The sequence below is a fragment of the Burkholderia cepacia genome (assembly GCF_001718835.1).
In the GTDB taxonomy this organism is placed as follows: Bacteria; Pseudomonadota; Gammaproteobacteria; order Burkholderiales; family Burkholderiaceae; genus Burkholderia; species Burkholderia cepacia_F.
The window spans coordinates 3,668,139-3,685,761 of record NZ_CP013443.1; the positions used below are offsets into that span (position 1 = coordinate 3,668,139).

Genomic DNA, 17,623 nt, shown 5'->3' on the forward strand with positions numbered 1-17,623 from the left:
TTCACGGCCGCGCCTCCTCGCCGTTCCGCGCAACGCGCGGTCCCGAATCGGGCAAGCGCTCCACCGCGCGCTGCAACGAGACGTCGCATCCGATCCACACGGCCGCCAGCAGCACCACCGCGGGAAGCATCCGGCGAAGTGGTGGCCATGCGCGCGTCGCAACCGCGGCGACAGCTCGCTGCGTCGACGGTTCGCCCGCCGCACCGGACGCGTCCGGATCGAGCTGTGACGCCACGGGACGCGCCGCACTGACATGCTGCCGATAAGCGTCGTGTTCGAGCGGCAGCCAGAGATCGAGCAGCGTCGCATACATGTCCTGCAATTGCGGCTTCGAACGCGGCCCGTTCAGCAGCGCCTCGATTCGCGCCCGAACCCGGTCCGCGCCGCTGCTCACACGATGAAAACGGAACAGCATCGTCTCGCGCATCCATTCGTCCCGCCTGCCCGCCGGCAGATGGCGCAACGTCACCTCGTCCAGCAGCGCGCATTGCGCGATGCCGACGTCACGCACGACGTCGTTTGCGCAACCGTCGTCGCGCATCGCCTGATCGAGCCGCTCGACGAGCCCGATGCAACGCGCACGCCAGACGTGGATTTCCGGTATCGACGCGCCCTGCACAAGCAACGCAACATGAAGCACGGTCTCTTGAAGCGACGCACGCAACGCTGCGCCTGAACTATCGAATTTCATCTGGAAAACGGTAAAGCGTGTCGGCGCAATGCCGTCACGGCATTTGGATCACGAAGGTCGCATACGTGCGCACCTTGCCGGCAGTCGTCGCGCCGGTCGCGTAATACTGAGCACCAAACGGAACAGGCGTCGTGGTTGATGCATCGAGGTCCACCGTCTTCATCGTCGCCGCGTTGCCGACCTGAATCGGCGATCCGTCGCCGTTCAACAGCTGGATCTGAACTCCCTTCGCGCTTGCCGGATCGGTCGGGTCCTCGACGTCGAGATTGCCGTTCGCGTTCGTCGCGGCGCCCCGCTGAAAGTAGACGCGGACCGCCTGGATGCTGCCGTCGCAGCGCAACGGAATGGTGAACGCCGTGGAGCCCGCCGTCTGTCCCGGCGACGTCAGCGATGACGTCGAAATCCGCGGCAATTTGACCGTCTGATTTTCCTGGCCGTTCACGATCGTGCACGTCACCGAGTTATAGGAACCCTGGAACTTGACCGTGACGGTGGGATTGCCCGCCCCCCAAGCTGCACTCCCCGGCCAAGCGAACATCGCGGCCGCGACGCCCAATGCGATGCACCCGATCCACTTCGATGCCTGCGTTCGTATCGTTCTGTCCATTAGCTCTGCCTCACTTTGATGCAGGCGCGTCATTGCATCGCCGTCGTGCCGCAGCGTAATCGCACGCGCGTCGCCATCTTGATCTTCTCCGCGCCCGCCGGTACGGCAGGCACCACATAGGGCAATCTGCACTGGTCGGCGGCCCCGATTCCCCACTTCGCGGTCAGTTCGCCGGAGCCTTCCAGCCCGCGCAGGAATGCCATGCCGCCCTGGCCAACGCCACCGATCGACTTTCCCGCGCCATCGAACAACTGGGTACCCATCGGTAGCGGCGAGCCGTCCTGCCTCTCCATCGCCGCGAACACCGGCCGGCCGCGCACCGTGCTCATCTTCACGAAAACGACCGAGTTGTTGCGTGGCACGACTTCCTCGCTCGTGTTCCCGAGTTCGACGTCGTCAGGGAGACGGGACGGGTCGATCTCGACCGTGTTGACGCGATACGGCGTGAGCGAAGGAATCACCGCAAAGCCGAAACGATCGATCGATGCCCCTTGCCCATTGACGATCTGTCCGCCCGTCGCGCCCTTCGCTTCGATCAGCGCCGCCGCCTGACCAAGCGGCGGGCTCAGCGTGACCCCTCCTCGATGCACGATCATCGCGCCGTTCGCGCCGAACGACGCCTGACGCATCCGGTTGCTGAGCGATGCGTTCGCTCGGTAGGTGCCGACAGACGACCGGTAAGTACCATAGCCGCCGAACGAAGAGAGACGGTCGGCGTCGCCGACGATGCGTGATGCGTTGACCCCGTAGCTGAACGGCGCAATGGTTCCCTTGCTGCCGGACAGGTCCATCTGAACGGCGCTGTTGCCGCGCGAATCGCGCGAAGCCGAGGTAGTCAGCGAATTGAAGATGCTGCTCCGCGTAGACGTCTGCTTGCCGAGCGGAATCGACAGGTTGACACCGACCTGGGTGACCGTCCGGTCGCCGTCGTTACGGGCGCGCTGCGCGTACACTGAATACGACATGCGCCGGAATGTGCTGTTGAAGCCGACCTGATACTGCAGGTCCCGCCCCCGCTCGCCGCCCCAGTAGTCCTGCGAACTACCGGTAATGTAGATCGCACTGCGATCGCCCAGCCGCTGGTTGACGTTAACCTGAAAGCGCGTACGAGCCCGATAGTTGTACTGACCAATTGAACCATTCCAATCTTTGCGCGCATTCACCGCGTCCTGGAGATTGAAGAAGTTCGACGTCGAATAGCGGTACGCGGCCACCGAAAAATTGGTTCCGGTCGACGTCATCATCTTGCTGTAGGTCACACGGGAGCTGACGCCATGGTACGTGCGCCGGCCGGGCACACTCGTGTGGGCGGACGTGACGTCGAAAGCAAATGCGCCGACCGACGTATTGAACGCCATGCCGAACAGGCCGGAACCGTAGCCGGCCGACGTCAACACACCGGCATAGGCGGTGACGAGGTTCGTGATGCCGCGCTGGTAAGTCAACTGGGCGACCCAGGGCTTCGTATCGGAAAAACCGTCCCGGTACTGCCCGACAGTGACATTGAAGCGGTGCCGACCGGGCCGCAACAGTTGCGGAACGGCGGCGAACGGCACCGAAAAGCGCCGCACGCGCCCGTCCGATTCCGTAACCGTCACCTCGAGGTCCCCGCCGTAGCCGGTGGCGGGCAGATCGTTGAACTCGAACGGCCCCGGTGAAACGGTCTCTTCATAGACCGTGTTGCCGCCCTGCCGCACGACCACCCGCGCGTTGGTGTCCGCAACACCGCGAATCGTCGGCGCATAGGCCTGCAGCGAATTCGGCAGCATGCGGTCGTCGCTCGACAGCTGGGCACCGCGCACGCTGAAGGAATCGAAGATATCGCCGCTCGTGAAGCTGTCGCCGAGCACGATCTGGCTGCGCAGCGCCGTGATGTCCCGCTGAACGAAGGTTTCGAGGCTACGCCAGGATACGCCCTGCCCGCGGCTCGCCCAGTTCAGCGTCGAACGGTGGCGAAAACGCCACGGACCGACATTCACGCCCGACTGCAGGCCGGTATACAGGCTGCTGAAGTTGTGCCCGTAAAAGTTGCTCTCGCTCGTGTACCCGTTGACGTTGTATTGCAGCAGCCCGACGTTGATCCCCTCGTCCCAGCGCGACGGATCGACGTAGCCTTGGACCGTCTTGCTCATCGCGGTCTGCGGAATCGTCAGATCGATCTTCAGATCCGCGCTATTGAACGAATACGTCGCGTCGGGTATCGCTTCGCGGAGCGCCAGGCAGGCTTCCGGCCCAGGCTCATGCGCAGCCGTGGCGCCGTCATCGCTTTCCGGCTTCGGTTGCCGAAGCCGGCTCGCGACCTTGTCGCCGTCGACACCGAACTGCGTGAGCATCGCGAGCGAGAAGCATGGCATGGCGACGTCGCTGCCAGGCACCGCGCGGAACAGCACGTCGTGACGCCCGCGTCCTTTGCCGTTGACGCTCACATCGACAGCGTAATTGCCCGGCTCGACCGGATTACCCTTCGCGAAACGCGACAGATCGACGCCGCTGCCGGCGAACAGCCGAGGGTTGAACGCCACCACAGCGGGATCCGTCGCCGTACGAGCCGCCACGTGCATCACCGGCTCCGTCGTGGCGCGAGCCGCCATGTACATCGCCGGCTCCGTCGTCGCGCGGGCCGCCATGTGCATCACCGGCTCCGCCCCCGCCTGTTGCTCGGCGTCGAGCCAGTCCAGCTCCGCCGCGCAAGCGTCGTCGCCAAGCAAGCCCATGCCAAACGCCAGACTGACCGCCAAAGCCACCCGCCGGCGGCGAAAGACGCTCAGATCGACATCGTGAACACCGCCAAGCGCGATATTTTTTGCTGCTCGAACCACTCTTCGATCCTCATCGTTTCCGACACAGTCGGCCGGTTATTCTGCTGTGGCCGAACCTGCCACCTCCGCGCCGTAATCGTTGAGTAGCTTGTAAGAAATCGCGCCTCGCGCGAGCGTGCTACGCGTACCCGGCTGCTGCGTAAACGACACGTGGCCGAACGGTGCCACCATGGACGGGTCGAACTGGATTTCCTTGTCACCAGCCTTCAATGCCACACGGCTGAACGACACGTAATAGGGCGACGGATTGTCGACGCGCAGGACGCTCTGCCCTTTGCCGTCGTGCACGACCTTCCACTTCAGCAACTCGCCCGAAGGCCCGTCCTGAAGCGCGGCCGGCCGGAAAAACAGCTTGATGCGCGTGCGAAAGGCAAGCTGCAGCAGATTCGTGTCTTCGGCATTCGTCGGCTGCGGCGGAATTTCCTGCACGTTGAGCCAGAACACCGATTCGCGATCCGTCGGCAGATTCGTGCCCGTGTACATGATGCGTAACGTCTGCCCCTTTTTCGGCTCGACGCGGAACACCGGCGGCGTCAGCACGAACGGCACCTTGATCTGATCAGGATTGGCATCCGAATCACCGTCGTCGATCCACGACTGCACCAGCACGGGCGCCGTCTCGATGTTCGTCAATCGCACGTTGACTTCACGACTCTGCTCCGGGTACACGACCCGCGTACCCGTGATCACGATCGCCGCCTGGGCCGACAGCGCCATCGCGCCCAACGCCAAAGCTGCCGCGATGCCCTTCCATTTCCACAACCGCACGCAAACCTCCTTGATCGTTCGTCGCGCGAACTCCGGAGGCTTTGCAGCGAAGCCTCCGGAGCCCGCTTGCGGGCTACTTGCGACTCGGGATCACAGATAGGCGAGCGTGAAGCGAGCGAAGGTATTCACCTTACCCGCCGTGGTCTGGCCGGTCGCGAAGTACTGGCCGCCGTAGAGCAGCGTCGCGCCACGGTCGGTGCCCGCACCCGTCACATCGTAGTAGTGGCCGGTCGCACCAGCCCGAATGCCCGTACCGTCGCTGTTCACCAGCTGAACGACGACGTTCTTTGCTGCCACCTTGTCATCCGTGATCAGGTTCTTGAGATAGCCGGTATCCGGATCCATGTTGGTCATCTCGAAGTGGGCAGCGACCTTGTTCACGTCGGGCGCGCAATTCGACACGCCAATCTCGAATGACGTCGAGCCGGCCGTATCGCCACGCTTCGCCAGATCGACCGTCGAGATCTTCGGCAGCTCCACTTTCTTGTCCTCATCCCCAGCCTTGACCGAACACGTGCTCGCGGTCAGCTCGCCGTTGAATGTCACCTTGCCTTGCGTAACGGCGGTCTGCGCGAATGCGGTCGATGCCGCCATCGAACCCAGCAGTGCCGCAGTAAAGATACTCAATGCTTTCTTGCTCACTTGACTCTCCTACTCGAATAAAAAGTACACCGACCTCGTCGGTCAGGTCCGCGAGACGCCGCACCGCCCATGCATGCCGCGCTTATCTCGTTCAGTTGAACCCGGGAGAAATGCTATCGACACTATTTCTTCGGAGATATAGGACAAGTTCAAATTTGAAAGAACTCTTGTCTCCCGCATATGGCAAATCCGAGATAAGCGCATCTGATTCGCCCGGATAACGAACTTTCAATTCCTCCAATTAACAATTCATTCAACACTTGTTAAATCGATGTAACGATTTCCTTTTCACCTGATAGAGACAGATGATCATGAAAAGGAAAACTGTCTGCGCCTGTTCGCACGACGTACCAGCCGCCAGCAATAGCCTCCCCATCCGCCCCCGGCGCGGCAGGCCCGGACGCACCGACCGAGGGATGCGCCGCCCGGCGGCGGATTTCCGCTATACTTGGCGCCAGCAGCCGGCCCTCCACGGGCGGCCGGTCTGCACGACGCGCCGATTTGCTGACTCGATTGCGGGCGCGCGAACCGGCCGGGGTCTTGATTTTTCGTTGCCCCGGCGGTTCACTACAAATGCGGCTAAAGAGGTCGTCAGCCGCGCATCTTCGACTCCGCGCCTCGCCGACACCATTTAGCCGCCCAGTCATAAGGCATAAGGCGGAACGAATGGAATCGATCGGCATCGTCGCTCCACAGACCATGCATTTCGCCGAACCGCTGCGCTTGCAAAGCGGCAGCGTGATCGGCAACTATCAGCTCGTCGTCGAGACGTACGGCGAGCTGAACGCCGCGCGTTCGAACGCAGTGCTCGTCTGCCACGCGCTCAACGCGTCGCATCACGTCGCCGGCGTCTACGCGGACGATCCGCGCAGCACCGGCTGGTGGGACAACATGGTCGGGCCCGGCAAGCCGCTCGACACCAACCGCTTCTTCGTGATCGGCGTGAACAACCTCGGCTCGTGCTTCGGCTCGACCGGCCCGATGAGCATCGACCCGTCGACCGGCAAGCCCTATGGCGCGAGCTTTCCGGTCGTCACCGTCGAGGACTGGGTGCACGCACAGGCGCGCGTCGCCGACGCGTTCGGTATCGAGCGCTTCGCCGCGGTGATGGGCGGCAGCCTCGGCGGCATGCAGGCGCTCGCGTGGAGCCTGATGTATCCGGAGCGCGTCGCGCACTGCATCGACATCGCGTCGACGCCGAAGCTGTCCGCGCAGAACATCGCATTCAACGAGGTCGCGCGCTCGGCGATCCTGTCCGATCCCGACTTCCACGGCGGCGACTACTACGCGCACGGCGTGAAACCGAAGCGCGGCCTGCGCGTCGCGCGGATGATCGGCCACATCACGTACCTGTCCGACGACGACATGGCCGAGAAATTCGGCCGCGCGCTGCGCCGCGCGGACGGCGCGCTCGACGCGTACAATTTCAGCTTCGACGTCGAGTTCGAAGTCGAGTCGTACCTGCGCTACCAGGGCGACAAGTTCGCCGACTACTTCGACGCGAACACCTACCTGCTGATCACGCGCGCGCTCGACTACTTCGATCCGGCCAAGGCGTTCGACGGCAACCTGACGGCCGCGCTCGCGCATACGCAGGCGAAATACCTGATCGCGAGCTTCTCGACCGACTGGCGCTTCGCACCGGCACGCTCGCGCGAGATCGTGAAGGCGCTGCTCGACAACAAGCGCACGGTCAGCTACGCGGAAATCGACGCGCCGCACGGCCACGACGCGTTCCTGCTCGACGACGCGCGCTATCACAACCTGCTCCGCGCGTATTACGAACGAATCGCCATCGAGGTGGGTGTATGAACCAGCAAGCGCTGAATTCCCTGTCCGCGCGCGCGGATTTCCGCACGATCGCCCGCTGGGTCGAGCCGCGCTCGACCGTGCTCGACCTCGGCTGCGGCGACGGCTCGCTGCTCGCACTGCTGATGGAAGAACTGGACGTCACCGGTTACGGCATCGAACTGAACGACGCGGGCGTGCTCGCGAGCGCGAAGAACGGCATCAACGTGATCCAGCAGAATCTCGAGGACGGCCTGCGGCTGTTCGAAGACCACAGCTTCGACATCGCGATCCTGTCGCAAACCTTGCAGACGATCCACCAGACGGCCGCGATCCTGCGCGAAACGGTGCGCGTCGGCCGCGAGTGCATCGTGTCGTTCCCGAACTTCGGCTACTGGTCGCACCGGCTGTCGGTGCTGCACGGCCGGATGCCCGTGTCGAAATCGCTGCCCTACCAGTGGCACAACACGCCGAACGTGCGGGTGCTGACGATCAAGGATTTCGAGGCTCTCGCGCCCGAAGTCGGCGTCACGATCCTCGACCGCGTCGTGCTGCACGAAGGCCAGCCGATTCGATGGGGAGCGAACTGGCGTGGTAGTCTTGCTGTCTACCGCGTCAAGCGCAGCTGAGCCGGAGCGCCGTTGACAGGCGGCACGGCCGGTCAAGGCACGGCCGTCAGGCCGCGCCGCGCGGGCCGCTCCCGCGCGCTGCCGCCGCAATCCGCCAACGCTACCCAGTTTCCGTCCATGTCGAAATCGCCACACGAGGCGCCCGCACTCACCGCTCACGAGGATCACCCTGGCTGGCGAGCCTATCTGAACACGCACATGCTGATCTGCGTGTTCCTGGGCTTCACGTCGGGCCTGCCCCTGTTCACGCTGGTCTACCTCGTGCAGGCATGGCTGCGCTCGGAAGGCGTGAACCTGAAGGAAATCGGCCTGTTCGCGCTGATCCAGTTCCCGTATACGTGGAAGTTCCTGTGGGCGCCGCTGATGGACCGCTACATCCCGCGCCTGCCCGGCTGGCGGCCGGGCCGCCGGCGCGGCTGGATGCTGCTCACGCAGGTGCTGGTCGCGGGCGCGATCGCCGCGCTCGGCTTCGTGTCGCCGCGCGACTCGATCTGGACAGTCGCCGCGCTCACCACGCTCGTCGCGTTCTTCGGCGCGAGTTCCGACATCGTGATCGACGCCTACCGCCGCGAGCTGCTGCGCGACACCGAGCAGGGCCTCGGCAACGCGGTGCACGTGAACGCGTACAAGCTCGCCGCGCTGATCCCCGGTTCGCTCGCGCTGATCCTGTCCGACCACATGCCGTGGGACGCCGTGTTCGCGCTCACCGGCGCGTTCATGCTGCCGGGCATCCTGATGACGCTGCTGGTGCGCGAACCCGAGGTGGTCGGCGCGCCGCCGCGCAACCTGCGCGACGCGATCGTGCTGCCGTTCCGCGAATTCATCCAGCGCGACGGCTGGGCCGGCGCGCTGCTCGTCATCGCGTTCATCTTCCTGTTCAAGATCGGCGACACGATGGCCACCACGCTGTCGACGTCGTTCTTCCTCGACATCGGCTTCTCGCGCACCGAGATCGGCATCGTCGCGAAAACCACCGCGCTCGTCGCGAGCGTCGCCGGCGGCATCATCGGCGGCATCTGGCTCGTGAAGATCGGCATCGGCCGCGGGCTGTGGGTCTTCGGCGCGCTGCAGATGGTGTCGACGCTCGGCTTCGCGTGGCTTGCCCAGGTCGGCCCCGGCTCGCCGGTGCTCGCGGTGCTCTACGACTTCACGGTCGCGGCCAGCCATGCGCTCGCGTCGTTCCTGTCGATCTTCGGCTTCGAGGTCACGCCGCATCTGAGCCCGATGACCGTCGCGCTCGCGCTCGTCTACGGCTTCGAAACCTTCACGACCGGCCTGACGATGGCCGCGTTCGTCGCGTACATCGCGAGCACGACCGACCCGCGCTATACGGCCACGCAGTTCGCGCTGTTCACGAGCCTCGCGTCGGTGCCGCGCACGCTCGCGTCGGCCGCGAGCGGCTTCATCGTCGCGAAGATCGGCTGGTTCGACTACTTCATCGTGTGCACCGCGCTCGCGATTCCCGGCATGCTGCTGCTGTTCAGGATCGCACCGTGGAACGGCGCCGCACGCAACGGCGAGGCCAGCCGTGCGCAGTGACCGCCTGCACCGCCTCGCGCACCTGGCCGCCTCGCTGAGCGTCGGCATCGCGGCGCTCGGCCCGCACGTCGCGCACGCAGGCGACACCGGTTCCGCGGCGGCGCCCGGCTCGGCGCCGTCGGCCACGCCCGCGCCGTCGGCCAACCCGTCCGCGACCGCCGAGCCCGCGCAGCCGACCGGCGCCGCCGCGTCGACGAAGGCTTATACGCCGACACCGCAGCAGGTCCGCTACGGCAATGCGATCGCGTTCCGCACGCTGATCCCGTCGCCGCTGCTCGAGCAGCTCACCGCGAACGAATACGCGCAGATCGTGCAGGCGGCCGCCGACAGCAACCGCCTGCTGCCCGCGAACCAGCCGCGCGTGAAACGCCTGCGCGCGATCGTCGCGAAGCTCGCGCCGTATTCGGTGAAGTGGAACGATCGCGTGAAGAACTGGGCGTGGGACGTGAACGTGATCCGCTCGCGCGACATCCGCCTGACCTGCCTGCCGGGCGGCAAGGTGCTCGTATATGGCGGCATGCTCGACCGCGTCCGCCTGAATGACGACGAGTTCGGCGTACTGCTCGCGCACGGCATCGCACACGCGCTGCGCGAACATGCACGCAGCAACTTCAGCGCGGCATCGCAAACTTCGCTGCGCGCCGCCGCGCTGCCGCCGCTGTTCGGCGTCGGCGATCCGCTGCCCCAGGCGCTGAACCTCGGCGAGCGCCTGCAGTCGCTCCACTACGACCCGACCGACGAGACCGAGGCCGACGTGATCGGCGGCGACATCGCCGCCCGCGCGGGCTTCGATCCGCGCGCGGCGATCACGCTGTGGGACAAGCTCGCGGTCGCGACGCGCGCGAACAAGGCAACGGGCTTCATCTACACGCACCCGTACAGCACCGCGCGGCGCCAGGATCTGCTGAACCGGCTGCCGGACCTGATGCCGCTGTACGCGAAGGCGGTCGGCAAGCACGTCGATACGCTGCCCGACTACGCGGGCATCAGCGCGCAGCGGCGCAAGGTCGTGCGGCGCGGCGCCACCGGGTGACGCCGGACGCTACGCGTCCGTATCGGCCACCGCCGGGCGAACCCCGAGTTCGCGCATCCAGCGCACTTCGTCACCGGGGCTGCGGCCGAACAGCCGCTTGAACTCGCGGCTGAACTGCGACGCGCTCGCGTAGCCGACGCGCGCGGCCGCCGCACCGGCACCGACGCCGTCCTGCACCATCATCAGCCGCGCCTGGTGCAGGCGCGCGGCCTTCACGTACTGCATCGGCGACGTCGCCGTCACGTGCTTGAACTGCGCGTGGAACACCGCGAGGCTCATCCCGGCCTCGCGCGCCAGAGTCTCGACATCGAGATCGGTCTTCAGCTCCGCATGGATGCGCCGCAACGCCTTCGCGATGCGGCCGAAGTGATGCTGCTGCACGAGCGCCGCGCGGATCGCGTCGCCCTGCGCGCCCGTCAGCACGCGATACGCGATCTCGCGCATGATCGCGGGGCCCAGCACGCGCGTGTCGTGCGGCGAAGCCAGCGCTTCGAGCAGCCGCACCACCGCGTCGGCCAGCGTCGCGTCGAGCGGCGTCGAGTAGACGCCAAGCGGCTCGCTCGCGGCCGCGCCGAGCGTTTCGTCGAGCAGGATCGCGAGTTCGGCGATCACCGCGAGATCGACGCGGATCGAGATCGCGAGAAACGGCTCGTCCGCGCTCGCGAAGGTCTCGCATTCGAACGGCAGCGGCACCGACAGCACCAGGTACTGCTGCGCGTCGTACACGAACGAGCGTTCACCGAGATAACCGAGCTTGCGCCCCTGGCACACGACGACGATGCTCGGCTCGTACAGCACTGGCATGCGCGGCGCGGGACGGCTCACGCGGATGAAGCGCACGCCTTCCATATCCGCATGCGTAAAGCCCTCGTTCGGCGCGAGGCGCGTGTGCAGCTCGACCATGCGGCGCTGCACACGCTCGCCCGTGTCGGCGAAAAGGGGCTCGAAGCTCATCGACACAATCCTGGACGGCAAGAGAAACAGGCTTGCAATGTAGCACTTTGGCGCTTTTTTAGCGGGGTGTTGGCCGCACTTCGAGAGAAATAGGCAAATCTTCCAGACCTTCGTGTATTTCATCGCGGCGCCGCGCTCCTTACGATGACGTCCTGCCTCGCCGCGCCGCCACATGGCGCGACGGCAGTGACTTTTGCCGAACAAGGAGCCCATCGCATGAGCACTACCTATGCCTACGCGGCGACCGATTCCCAGTCGCCGCTCGCCCCGTTCGAATTCCAGCGTCGCGCGCTGCGCGACCTCGACGTCCAGATCGACGTCCTCTATTGCGGCGTCTGCCACTCGGACCTGCACCAGGCGCGCAACGAATGGCGCAACACGATCTACCCGGTCGTGCCGGGCCATGAAATCGTCGGCCGCGTGACCGCGACCGGCCCGCAGGTCACGCGCTTCAAGGTCGGCGAGCTGGTCGGCGTCGGCTGTCTCGTCGATTCGTGCCGCACCTGCCCGAGCTGCGCCGACGGCCTCGAGCAATATTGCGAGAACGGCTTCGTCGGCACCTACAACGGCCAGGATCGCGTGACGGGCGACGTCACGTACGGCGGCTACTCGACGCAGCTCGTCGTCGACGAGGCGTTCGTGCTGCGCGTGCCCGAGACGCTCGACCCGGCCGGCGCCGCGCCGCTGCTGTGCGCGGGGATCACGACCTACTCGCCGCTGCGGCAGTGGAACGTCGGCCCCGGCAAGAAGGTCGGCATCGTCGGGCTCGGCGGCCTCGGCCACATGGGCGTGAAGCTGGCGCGCGCGATGGGCGCGCACGTCGTGCTGTTCACCACGTCGCCGTCGAAGATCGAGGACGGCAAGCGCGTCGGCGCGCACGAAGTCGTGATCTCGAAGGACGACGCGCAGATGAACGCGCACCTGAACAGCTTCGACTTCATCCTGAACACCGTCGCCGCGCAGCACGACCTGAACCCGTTCCTGCACCTGCTGAAGCGCGACGGCACGATGACGCTCGTCGGCGCGCCGGAGCACGACCATCCGTCGCCGCAGGTGTTCAACCTGATCTTCAAGCGCCGCCGCCTCGCGGGCTCGCTGATCGGCGGAATCGCGGAAACGCAGGAAATGCTCGACTTCTGCGCGGAGCACGGGATCACGTCGGATATCGAGACGATTCCGATGCAGCAGATCAACGCCGCTTACGAGCGGATGCTGAAGAGCGACGTGAAGTACCGGTTCGTGATCGACATGGCGTCGATGAAGGCGTAAGCAGCAAGCGGCAAACAAAACGGGCTGCATTTCGCAGCCCGTTTTGCATCCGACGCCCGCGCCACGCGCGGCGCGCATCACTTCTTGTAGTCGTAGTCCACCGTCAGCGGCGCGTGGTCGCTGAACTTGATGTCCTTGAAGATCGACGTGCTTTTCGCGGTGCCGGCCACACCCGGCGTCGCGATCTGGTAATCGATCCGCCACCCGACGTTCTTCGCATACGCCTGGCCGCGGTTGCTCCACCACGTGTACTGCTCGGCGCGCGGGTCGAGCGTGCGGAACACGTCGACGTAGCCGACATCGTCGAACAGCTTCGTGAGCCACTCGCGCTCTTCCGGCAGGCAGCCCGAGTTCTTCTGGTTGCTCTTCCAGTTCTTGATGTCGATTTCCTTGTGGACGATGTTCACGTCGCCGCACAGGATCACCTCGCGCTTCTTCTTGAGCTCGGCGAGGTGCGGCATGAACTCGTCCATGAAGCGGTACTTCGCCTGCTGGCGTTCTTCGCCGCTCGAGCCGGACGGCACGTACACCGACACGACCGACAGCTTGCCGTAGCGCGCCTCGACATAGCGACCCTCGGCATCGAATTCGCTGCTGCCGAAGCCGATGATCACGTCGTCGGGCTCGCGGCGGCTGTATACGCCCGCGCCGCTGTAGCCCTTCTTCTCGGCGTGGTGGAAATAACTCTTGAAGCCATGCGGCTCGACGAATTCGGCCGGCAGGTCGTCGGCCGAGACCTTGATTTCCTGCACGCACACGCAATCGGCGTTCTGTTCGCCGAGCCACTCGAAGAAGCCCTTCTTCGCGGCGGAGCGGATGCCGTTCAGGTTGGCGGTAATCACTCGCATCATGTCGGATTCCGTTCGGTTCGATGTTTTACAGGGGGGCAGCTTAACGGATCTTCACGCCTTCGAGTTCGGGCTTCGGCGGCGGGAATTCCAGCTTCATGTCGGTCATCGTGCGCAGCAGCAGCTCGGCGATCATCACGTTGCGGTGCGTCTTCGAGTTCGCCGGGATCACGTACCACGGCGCATGCTCGGCCGACGTCGCGGCAAGCGCGTCGCGGTACGCGGACTGGTACGCGTCCCAGTGCTTGCGCGCGTCGAGATCGGAGATGTCGAACTTCCAGTGCTTGGCCGGATCGTCGATGCGCGCCTGCAGCCGCTCGCGCTGCTCGTCCTTCGAGATGTGCAGGAAGCACTTGACGATCGTCGTGCCGTTCTCGACCAGCATCGTCTCGAAATCGCGGATCTGCCGGTAGCGACGCTCGCATTCCTTCGCGTCGATCAGGTCGAGCACGCGCGGCACGAGCACGTCTTCATAGTGGCTGCGGTTGAAGATCGCGAGCTCGCCCGCGGCCGGCACCTGCGCGTGCACGCGCCACAGGAAGTCGTGTGCGGCCTCGATCGGCGTCGGCGCCTTGAACGACACGACGCGCAGGCCGAGCGGGTCGACCTCGCGGAACACCGCGCGCACGGTGCCGTCCTTGCCGCTGGTATCCATCCCCTGCAGCACGAGCAGCACACGCTTCTTCTGCTGCGTGTGCAGGCGCTCCTGCTGCACGTCGAGCTCGGTCGACACGGCCGACAGCCGTTCGCGGTCGGCGTCCTTCGAACCGGACGAGAACGGCTTCGCGGCCGGGTCGAACGCATCGAGCTTGAATGCTGCGGCTTCCTTCTCGCGCGTGCTGTACGGCACGCGGAAATCGTCGAGCGACGGTTGTTTCGCCATTCGTTCCTCCGTTGGACGCTGTGGTGCATACGATAACGCACCCGTCAACGAAACGGGCCGCGCCGAACTGGTTCGGGGCGGCCCGTCGTCAAGCGCGGTTCAGGCGCGCGCGCATGCTCAGCCGAGCTTCTTCTTCAGCAGTTCGTTGACCTGCTGCGGATTGGCCTTGCCCTTGGTCGCCTTCATCGCCTGGCCGATCAGCGCGTTGAACGCCTTTTCCTTGCCCGCGCGGAATTCCTCGACCGACTTCGCGTTCGCCGCGAGCACTTCGTCGATGATCGCTTCCAGCGCGCCGGTGTCGGAGATCTGCTTCAGGCCCTTCGCGTCGATGATGCGGTCGGCCGCGCCTTCGTCGGTCGCCTTCTCGTCCCAGATCGTCGCGAAGATTTCCTTCGCGATCTTGTTCGAGATCGTGCCGTCGGCGATGCGCTGCAGCACGAGCGCGAGCTGCGCGGCCGACACGGGGATCGCGTCGATCTCGATGCCGTCGCGGTTCAGCTGCGACGACACGTCGCCCATCAGCCAGTTCGCGGCGATCTTCGCGTTCGCGGCGCCGGCCTTCGCGACCACGGACTCGAAGTACGCGGCCATCGCCTTGCTCGACGTCAGCACGCCCGCGTCGTACGCGGACACGCCGTACTGCTCGGCGAAGCGCTGCTGCATCGCGGCCGGCAGCTCGGGCATCCCGGACTGCACGCGCTCGATCCAGTCCTGGCCGATCACGAGCGGCATCAGGTCGGGGTCGGGGAAGTAGCGGTAGTCGTGCGCGTCTTCCTTGCTGCGCATCGAGCGCGTCTCGCGCTTGTCCGGATCGTACAGGCGCGTTTCCTGCACGACTTCGCCGCCGTCCTCGATCAGCTCGATCTGGCGACGCACTTCGTAGTTGATCGCTTCCTCGAGGAACCGGAACGAGTTCAGGTTCTTGATTTCCGCGCGCGTGCCGAACTTCTCCTGGCCGACCGGTCGCACCGACACGTTCGCGTCGCAGCGGAACGAGCCTTCCTGCATGTTGCCGTCGCAGATGCCGAGCCACACGACGAGCCCGTGCAGCGCCTTCGCATAGGCCACGGCCTCGGCCGCGCTGCGCATTTCCGGCTCGGTGACGATCTCGAGCAGCGGCGTGCCCGCGCGGTTCAGGTCGATCCCGGTCATCCCGGCGAAGTCTTCATGCAGCGACTTGCCCGCGTCTTCCTCGAGGTGCGCGCGGGTCAGGTTGACGGTTTTCTCGTACGCTTCCTTGCCGGCCTTTTCGTTGGCGGGCACCTGGATCGTGATCTGGCCGCCCTGCACGACCGGAATCTCGTACTGGCTGATCTGATAACCCTTCGGCAGATCGGGGTAGAAATAATTCTTGCGCGCGAAGATGCTGCGCGGCGCGATGGTCGAGCCGATCGCGAGGCCGAAGCGGATCGCGCGCTCGACCGCGCCGCGGTTCAGCACCGGCAGCACGCCCGGCAGCGCCAGGTCGACCGGGCACGCCTGCGTGTTCGGCTCGGCGCCGAACTGCGTCGACGCGCCCGAGAAAATCTTCGAGACGGTCGACAGTTGCGCGTGCGTCTCGAGACCGATAACGACTTCCCACTGAGTAGCCATATGCTTACACCCCTGCCGGTACTTGCTTGTGCCAGTCGGTCGCGCGCTGGAACGCGTCGGCGACCTGCAGCATCCGGGCTTCGTTGAAATAGTTGCCGATGATCTGCAGACCGACCGGGCGCTTCGCGTTCGCGCCGGCGCCGAAGCCGCACGGCACGCTCATGCCGGGCAGGCCCGCGAGGCTCACCGACAGCGTGTAGATATCCGCGAGATACATCTGCACCGGATCGTCGCCCTTCGAGCCGAGATCCCATGCGACCGTCGGCGACGCCGGGCCCATGATCACGTCGCAGGACTTGAACGCTTCCTGGAAATCGTTCGCGATGATGCGGCGGATCTTCTGCGCCTGCAGGTAGTACGCGTCGTAGTAGCCGTGCGACAGCACGTACGTGCCGACCAGGATCCGGCGCTTCACCTCGGGGCCGAAGCCTTCCGCGCGCGACTTCTTGTACATGTCGAGCAGGTCGCCGTATTGCGCGGCGCGGTGGCCGAAACGCACGCCGTCGAAGCGCGACAGGTTCGACGATGCCTCGGCCGGCGCGATCACGTAATACACGGGGATCGACAGCTCCGTCTTCGGCAGCGACACCGGCACGAGCGTCGCGCCGAGCGCTTCATACTGCTTCAGTGCCGCGTCGATCGTCGCGCGTACGTCGTCGGCCAGGCCGGCGCCGAAATACTCGTTCGGCAAGCCGATGCGCAGGCCGGCGAGCGGCTTGCCCGCGTCGTTGCCGGCCGCCCACGGCTGGCCGAGGTGGCGCGTGAAGTCTTCGTCGTCGCGCTCGAGGCTCGTCGAGTCACGCTCGTCGAAGCCGGCCATCGCGTTCAGCAGCAGCGCGCAGTCGGACGCGCTCTGCGCCATCGGGCCGCCCTGGTCGAGCGACGACGCGAACGCGATCATCCCGTAGCGCGACACGCGGCCGTAGGTCGGCTTGATGCCCGTCACGCCCGCGAACGACGCGGGCTGGCGGATCGAGCCGCCGGTGTCGGTGCCGGTTGCCGCCGGCGCGAGGCGCGCGGCGACGGCGGCCGAACTGCCGCCCGAGCTGCCGCCCGGCACCGCGTTCGTGTCCCACGGGTTCTTCACCGCGCCGAACGCGGAATTCTCGTTGGACGAGCCCATCGCGAACTCGTCCATGTTGGTCTTGCCGAGCGTGACCATGCCGGCCGCCTGCAGGCGGGCGACGACGGTCGCGTCGAACGGGCTCTCGTAATTCGCGAGCATCTTCGAGCCGGCGGTCGAGCGCCAACCGCGCGTGACGAAGACGTCCTTGTGCGCGATCGGCAGGCCGGTCAGCGCGCCGCCCGCGCCGCGCGCGAGTTCGGCGTCGGCGGCTTTCGCCTGCGCGAGGGTGAGGTCGGCGTCGACGTGGACGAACGCGTTCAGGTCGCGCGCGGCGTCGATCCGTTTCAGATAGTGCTGCGCGAGCTCGACGGCCGAGCATTCCTTGGCGGCGAGCGCGGCGCGCAGTTCGGTCAGGCTTTTTGCGTGCATTGAGTGGTTTTCCTGGGAATTCTGGGTGGCGCGCGGCGCTGGCCGGCGCGCTTGTCGTCGAATGC

The 17,623-nt window shown here is 65.6% G+C and carries 16 protein-coding genes; 5 read left to right on the forward strand and 11 right to left on the reverse strand.

All coding sequences use genetic code 11. The annotated features are described in order from the left end of the window. Position 1: 1 nt before the first annotated feature. The 6 genes from WT26_RS20130 to WT26_RS35995 form a co-directional block, all read right to left on the reverse strand. The gene (locus WT26_RS20130) at positions 2 to 691 is read right to left on the reverse strand and encodes a DotU family type IV/VI secretion system protein (protein ID WP_080406096.1); all 690 of its coding nucleotides are present in this window, start codon (positions 689 to 691) and stop codon (positions 2 to 4) included. 34 nt (positions 692 to 725) lie between these two features. Next, a complete protein-coding gene (locus WT26_RS20135; RefSeq protein ID WP_155123148.1) occupies positions 726 to 1,298 on the reverse strand; it encodes a fimbrial protein in 573 nt (190 codons plus the stop codon). A gap of 29 nt (positions 1,299 to 1,327) precedes the next feature. Next, positions 1,328 to 4,117 (reverse strand): fimbria/pilus outer membrane usher protein, encoded by a 2,790-nt coding sequence (locus WT26_RS20140; RefSeq protein ID WP_069273644.1) that lies wholly within the window; start codon positions 4,115 to 4,117, stop codon positions 1,328 to 1,330. A gap of 36 nt (positions 4,118 to 4,153) precedes the next feature. After that, complete coding sequence (locus tag WT26_RS20145; RefSeq protein WP_088501992.1) at positions 4,154 to 4,885, reverse strand: fimbria/pilus periplasmic chaperone; 732 nt, start codon at positions 4,883 to 4,885, stop codon at positions 4,154 to 4,156. A 90-nt stretch (positions 4,886 to 4,975) separates the two neighbouring features. Further along, positions 4,976 to 5,527, reverse strand: a complete 552-nt coding sequence (locus WT26_RS20150; protein ID WP_080408034.1) for a fimbrial protein — start codon at positions 5,525 to 5,527, stop codon at positions 4,976 to 4,978. Positions 5,528 to 5,790: 263 nt separating this feature from the next. Further along, a complete protein-coding gene (locus WT26_RS35995; protein WP_155774669.1) occupies positions 5,791 to 6,210 on the reverse strand; it encodes a hypothetical protein in 420 nt (139 codons plus the stop codon). Here WT26_RS35995 and metX point away from each other — a divergent pair. The 4 genes from metX to WT26_RS20170 all read left to right on the forward strand — a co-directional run bounded on the left by metX (position 6,194) and on the right by WT26_RS20170 (position 10,516). Continuing rightward, positions 6,194 to 7,339, forward strand: a complete 1,146-nt coding sequence (gene metX, locus WT26_RS20155) for a homoserine O-succinyltransferase MetX (protein WP_059521076.1) — start codon at positions 6,194 to 6,196, stop codon at positions 7,337 to 7,339. The genes WT26_RS35995 and metX overlap by 17 nt on opposite strands. Then, positions 7,336 to 7,944: a methionine biosynthesis protein MetW gene (gene metW / locus WT26_RS20160; protein WP_059521077.1), complete on the forward strand. Its 609-nt coding sequence runs from the start codon at positions 7,336 to 7,338 to the stop codon at positions 7,942 to 7,944. Before metX ends, metW begins: the two co-directional genes overlap by 4 nt. A gap of 117 nt (positions 7,945 to 8,061) precedes the next feature. Next, entirely contained in the window at positions 8,062 to 9,483 is a 1,422-nt protein-coding gene (locus tag WT26_RS20165) for an AmpG family muropeptide MFS transporter (protein WP_059521078.1), read from the forward strand. After that, entirely contained in the window at positions 9,473 to 10,516 is a 1,044-nt protein-coding gene (locus WT26_RS20170; RefSeq protein ID WP_069273645.1) for a M48 family metallopeptidase, read from the forward strand. Before WT26_RS20165 ends, WT26_RS20170 begins: the two co-directional genes overlap by 11 nt. Before the next feature lie 9 nt (positions 10,517 to 10,525). Here the strand turns inward: WT26_RS20170 and WT26_RS20175 are convergent, their stop codons facing one another. Continuing rightward, a complete protein-coding gene (locus tag WT26_RS20175; RefSeq protein WP_069273646.1) occupies positions 10,526 to 11,470 on the reverse strand; it encodes an AraC family transcriptional regulator in 945 nt (314 codons plus the stop codon). Positions 11,471 to 11,686: 216 nt separating this feature from the next. Here WT26_RS20175 and WT26_RS20180 point away from each other — a divergent pair, with 216 nt between their 5' ends. Further along, complete coding sequence (locus WT26_RS20180; RefSeq protein ID WP_069273647.1) at positions 11,687 to 12,739, forward strand: NAD(P)-dependent alcohol dehydrogenase; 1,053 nt, start codon at positions 11,687 to 11,689, stop codon at positions 12,737 to 12,739. A 77-nt stretch (positions 12,740 to 12,816) separates the two neighbouring features. Here WT26_RS20180 and WT26_RS20185 read toward each other — a convergent pair whose 3' ends face one another. From WT26_RS20185 to gatA, 4 genes are all read right to left on the reverse strand, one after another. Further along, complete coding sequence (locus WT26_RS20185; RefSeq protein ID WP_059521082.1) at positions 12,817 to 13,590, reverse strand: exodeoxyribonuclease III; 774 nt, start codon at positions 13,588 to 13,590, stop codon at positions 12,817 to 12,819. A gap of 40 nt (positions 13,591 to 13,630) precedes the next feature. Next, a complete protein-coding gene (locus WT26_RS20190) occupies positions 13,631 to 14,470 on the reverse strand; it encodes a polyphosphate kinase 2 family protein (protein ID WP_059521083.1) in 840 nt (279 codons plus the stop codon). 117 nt (positions 14,471 to 14,587) lie between these two features. Continuing rightward, a complete protein-coding gene (gene gatB / locus WT26_RS20195; RefSeq protein ID WP_059731952.1) occupies positions 14,588 to 16,063 on the reverse strand; it encodes an Asp-tRNA(Asn)/Glu-tRNA(Gln) amidotransferase subunit GatB in 1,476 nt (491 codons plus the stop codon). 4 nt (positions 16,064 to 16,067) lie between these two features. Beyond that, positions 16,068 to 17,558 (reverse strand): Asp-tRNA(Asn)/Glu-tRNA(Gln) amidotransferase subunit GatA, encoded by a 1,491-nt coding sequence (gene gatA, locus WT26_RS20200; RefSeq protein ID WP_059731953.1) that lies wholly within the window; start codon positions 17,556 to 17,558, stop codon positions 16,068 to 16,070. Positions 17,559 to 17,623: the final 65 nt, after the last annotated feature.

Bases quoted from the DNA above. Each gene is read 5' to 3' on its own strand.
- WT26_RS20130 (WP_080406096.1), bottom strand. From the start codon at position 691: ATGAAATTCGATAGTTCAGGCGCAGCGTTGCGTGCGTCGCTTCAAGAG.
- WT26_RS20135 (WP_155123148.1), bottom strand. From the start codon at position 1,298: ATGGACAGAACGATACGAACGCAGGCATCGAAGTGGATCGGGTGCATC.
- metX (WP_059521076.1), top strand. From the start codon at position 6,194: ATGGAATCGATCGGCATCGTCGCTCCACAGACCATGCATTTCGCCGAA.
- WT26_RS35995 (WP_155774669.1), bottom strand. From the start codon at position 6,210: ATGCCGATCGATTCCATTCGTTCCGCCTTATGCCTTATGACTGGGCGG.
- metW (WP_059521077.1), top strand. From the start codon at position 7,336: ATGAACCAGCAAGCGCTGAATTCCCTGTCCGCGCGCGCGGATTTCCGC.
- WT26_RS20165 (WP_059521078.1), top strand. From the start codon at position 8,062: ATGTCGAAATCGCCACACGAGGCGCCCGCACTCACCGCTCACGAGGAT.
- WT26_RS20175 (WP_069273646.1), bottom strand. From the start codon at position 11,470: ATGAGCTTCGAGCCCCTTTTCGCCGACACGGGCGAGCGTGTGCAGCGC.
- WT26_RS20180 (WP_069273647.1), top strand. From the start codon at position 11,687: ATGAGCACTACCTATGCCTACGCGGCGACCGATTCCCAGTCGCCGCTC.
- WT26_RS20185 (WP_059521082.1), bottom strand. From the start codon at position 13,590: ATGATGCGAGTGATTACCGCCAACCTGAACGGCATCCGCTCCGCCGCG.
- WT26_RS20190 (WP_059521083.1), bottom strand. From the start codon at position 14,470: ATGGCGAAACAACCGTCGCTCGACGATTTCCGCGTGCCGTACAGCACG.
- gatB (WP_059731952.1), bottom strand. From the start codon at position 16,063: ATGGCTACTCAGTGGGAAGTCGTTATCGGTCTCGAGACGCACGCGCAA.
- gatA (WP_059731953.1), bottom strand. From the start codon at position 17,558: ATGCACGCAAAAAGCCTGACCGAACTGCGCGCCGCGCTCGCCGCCAAG.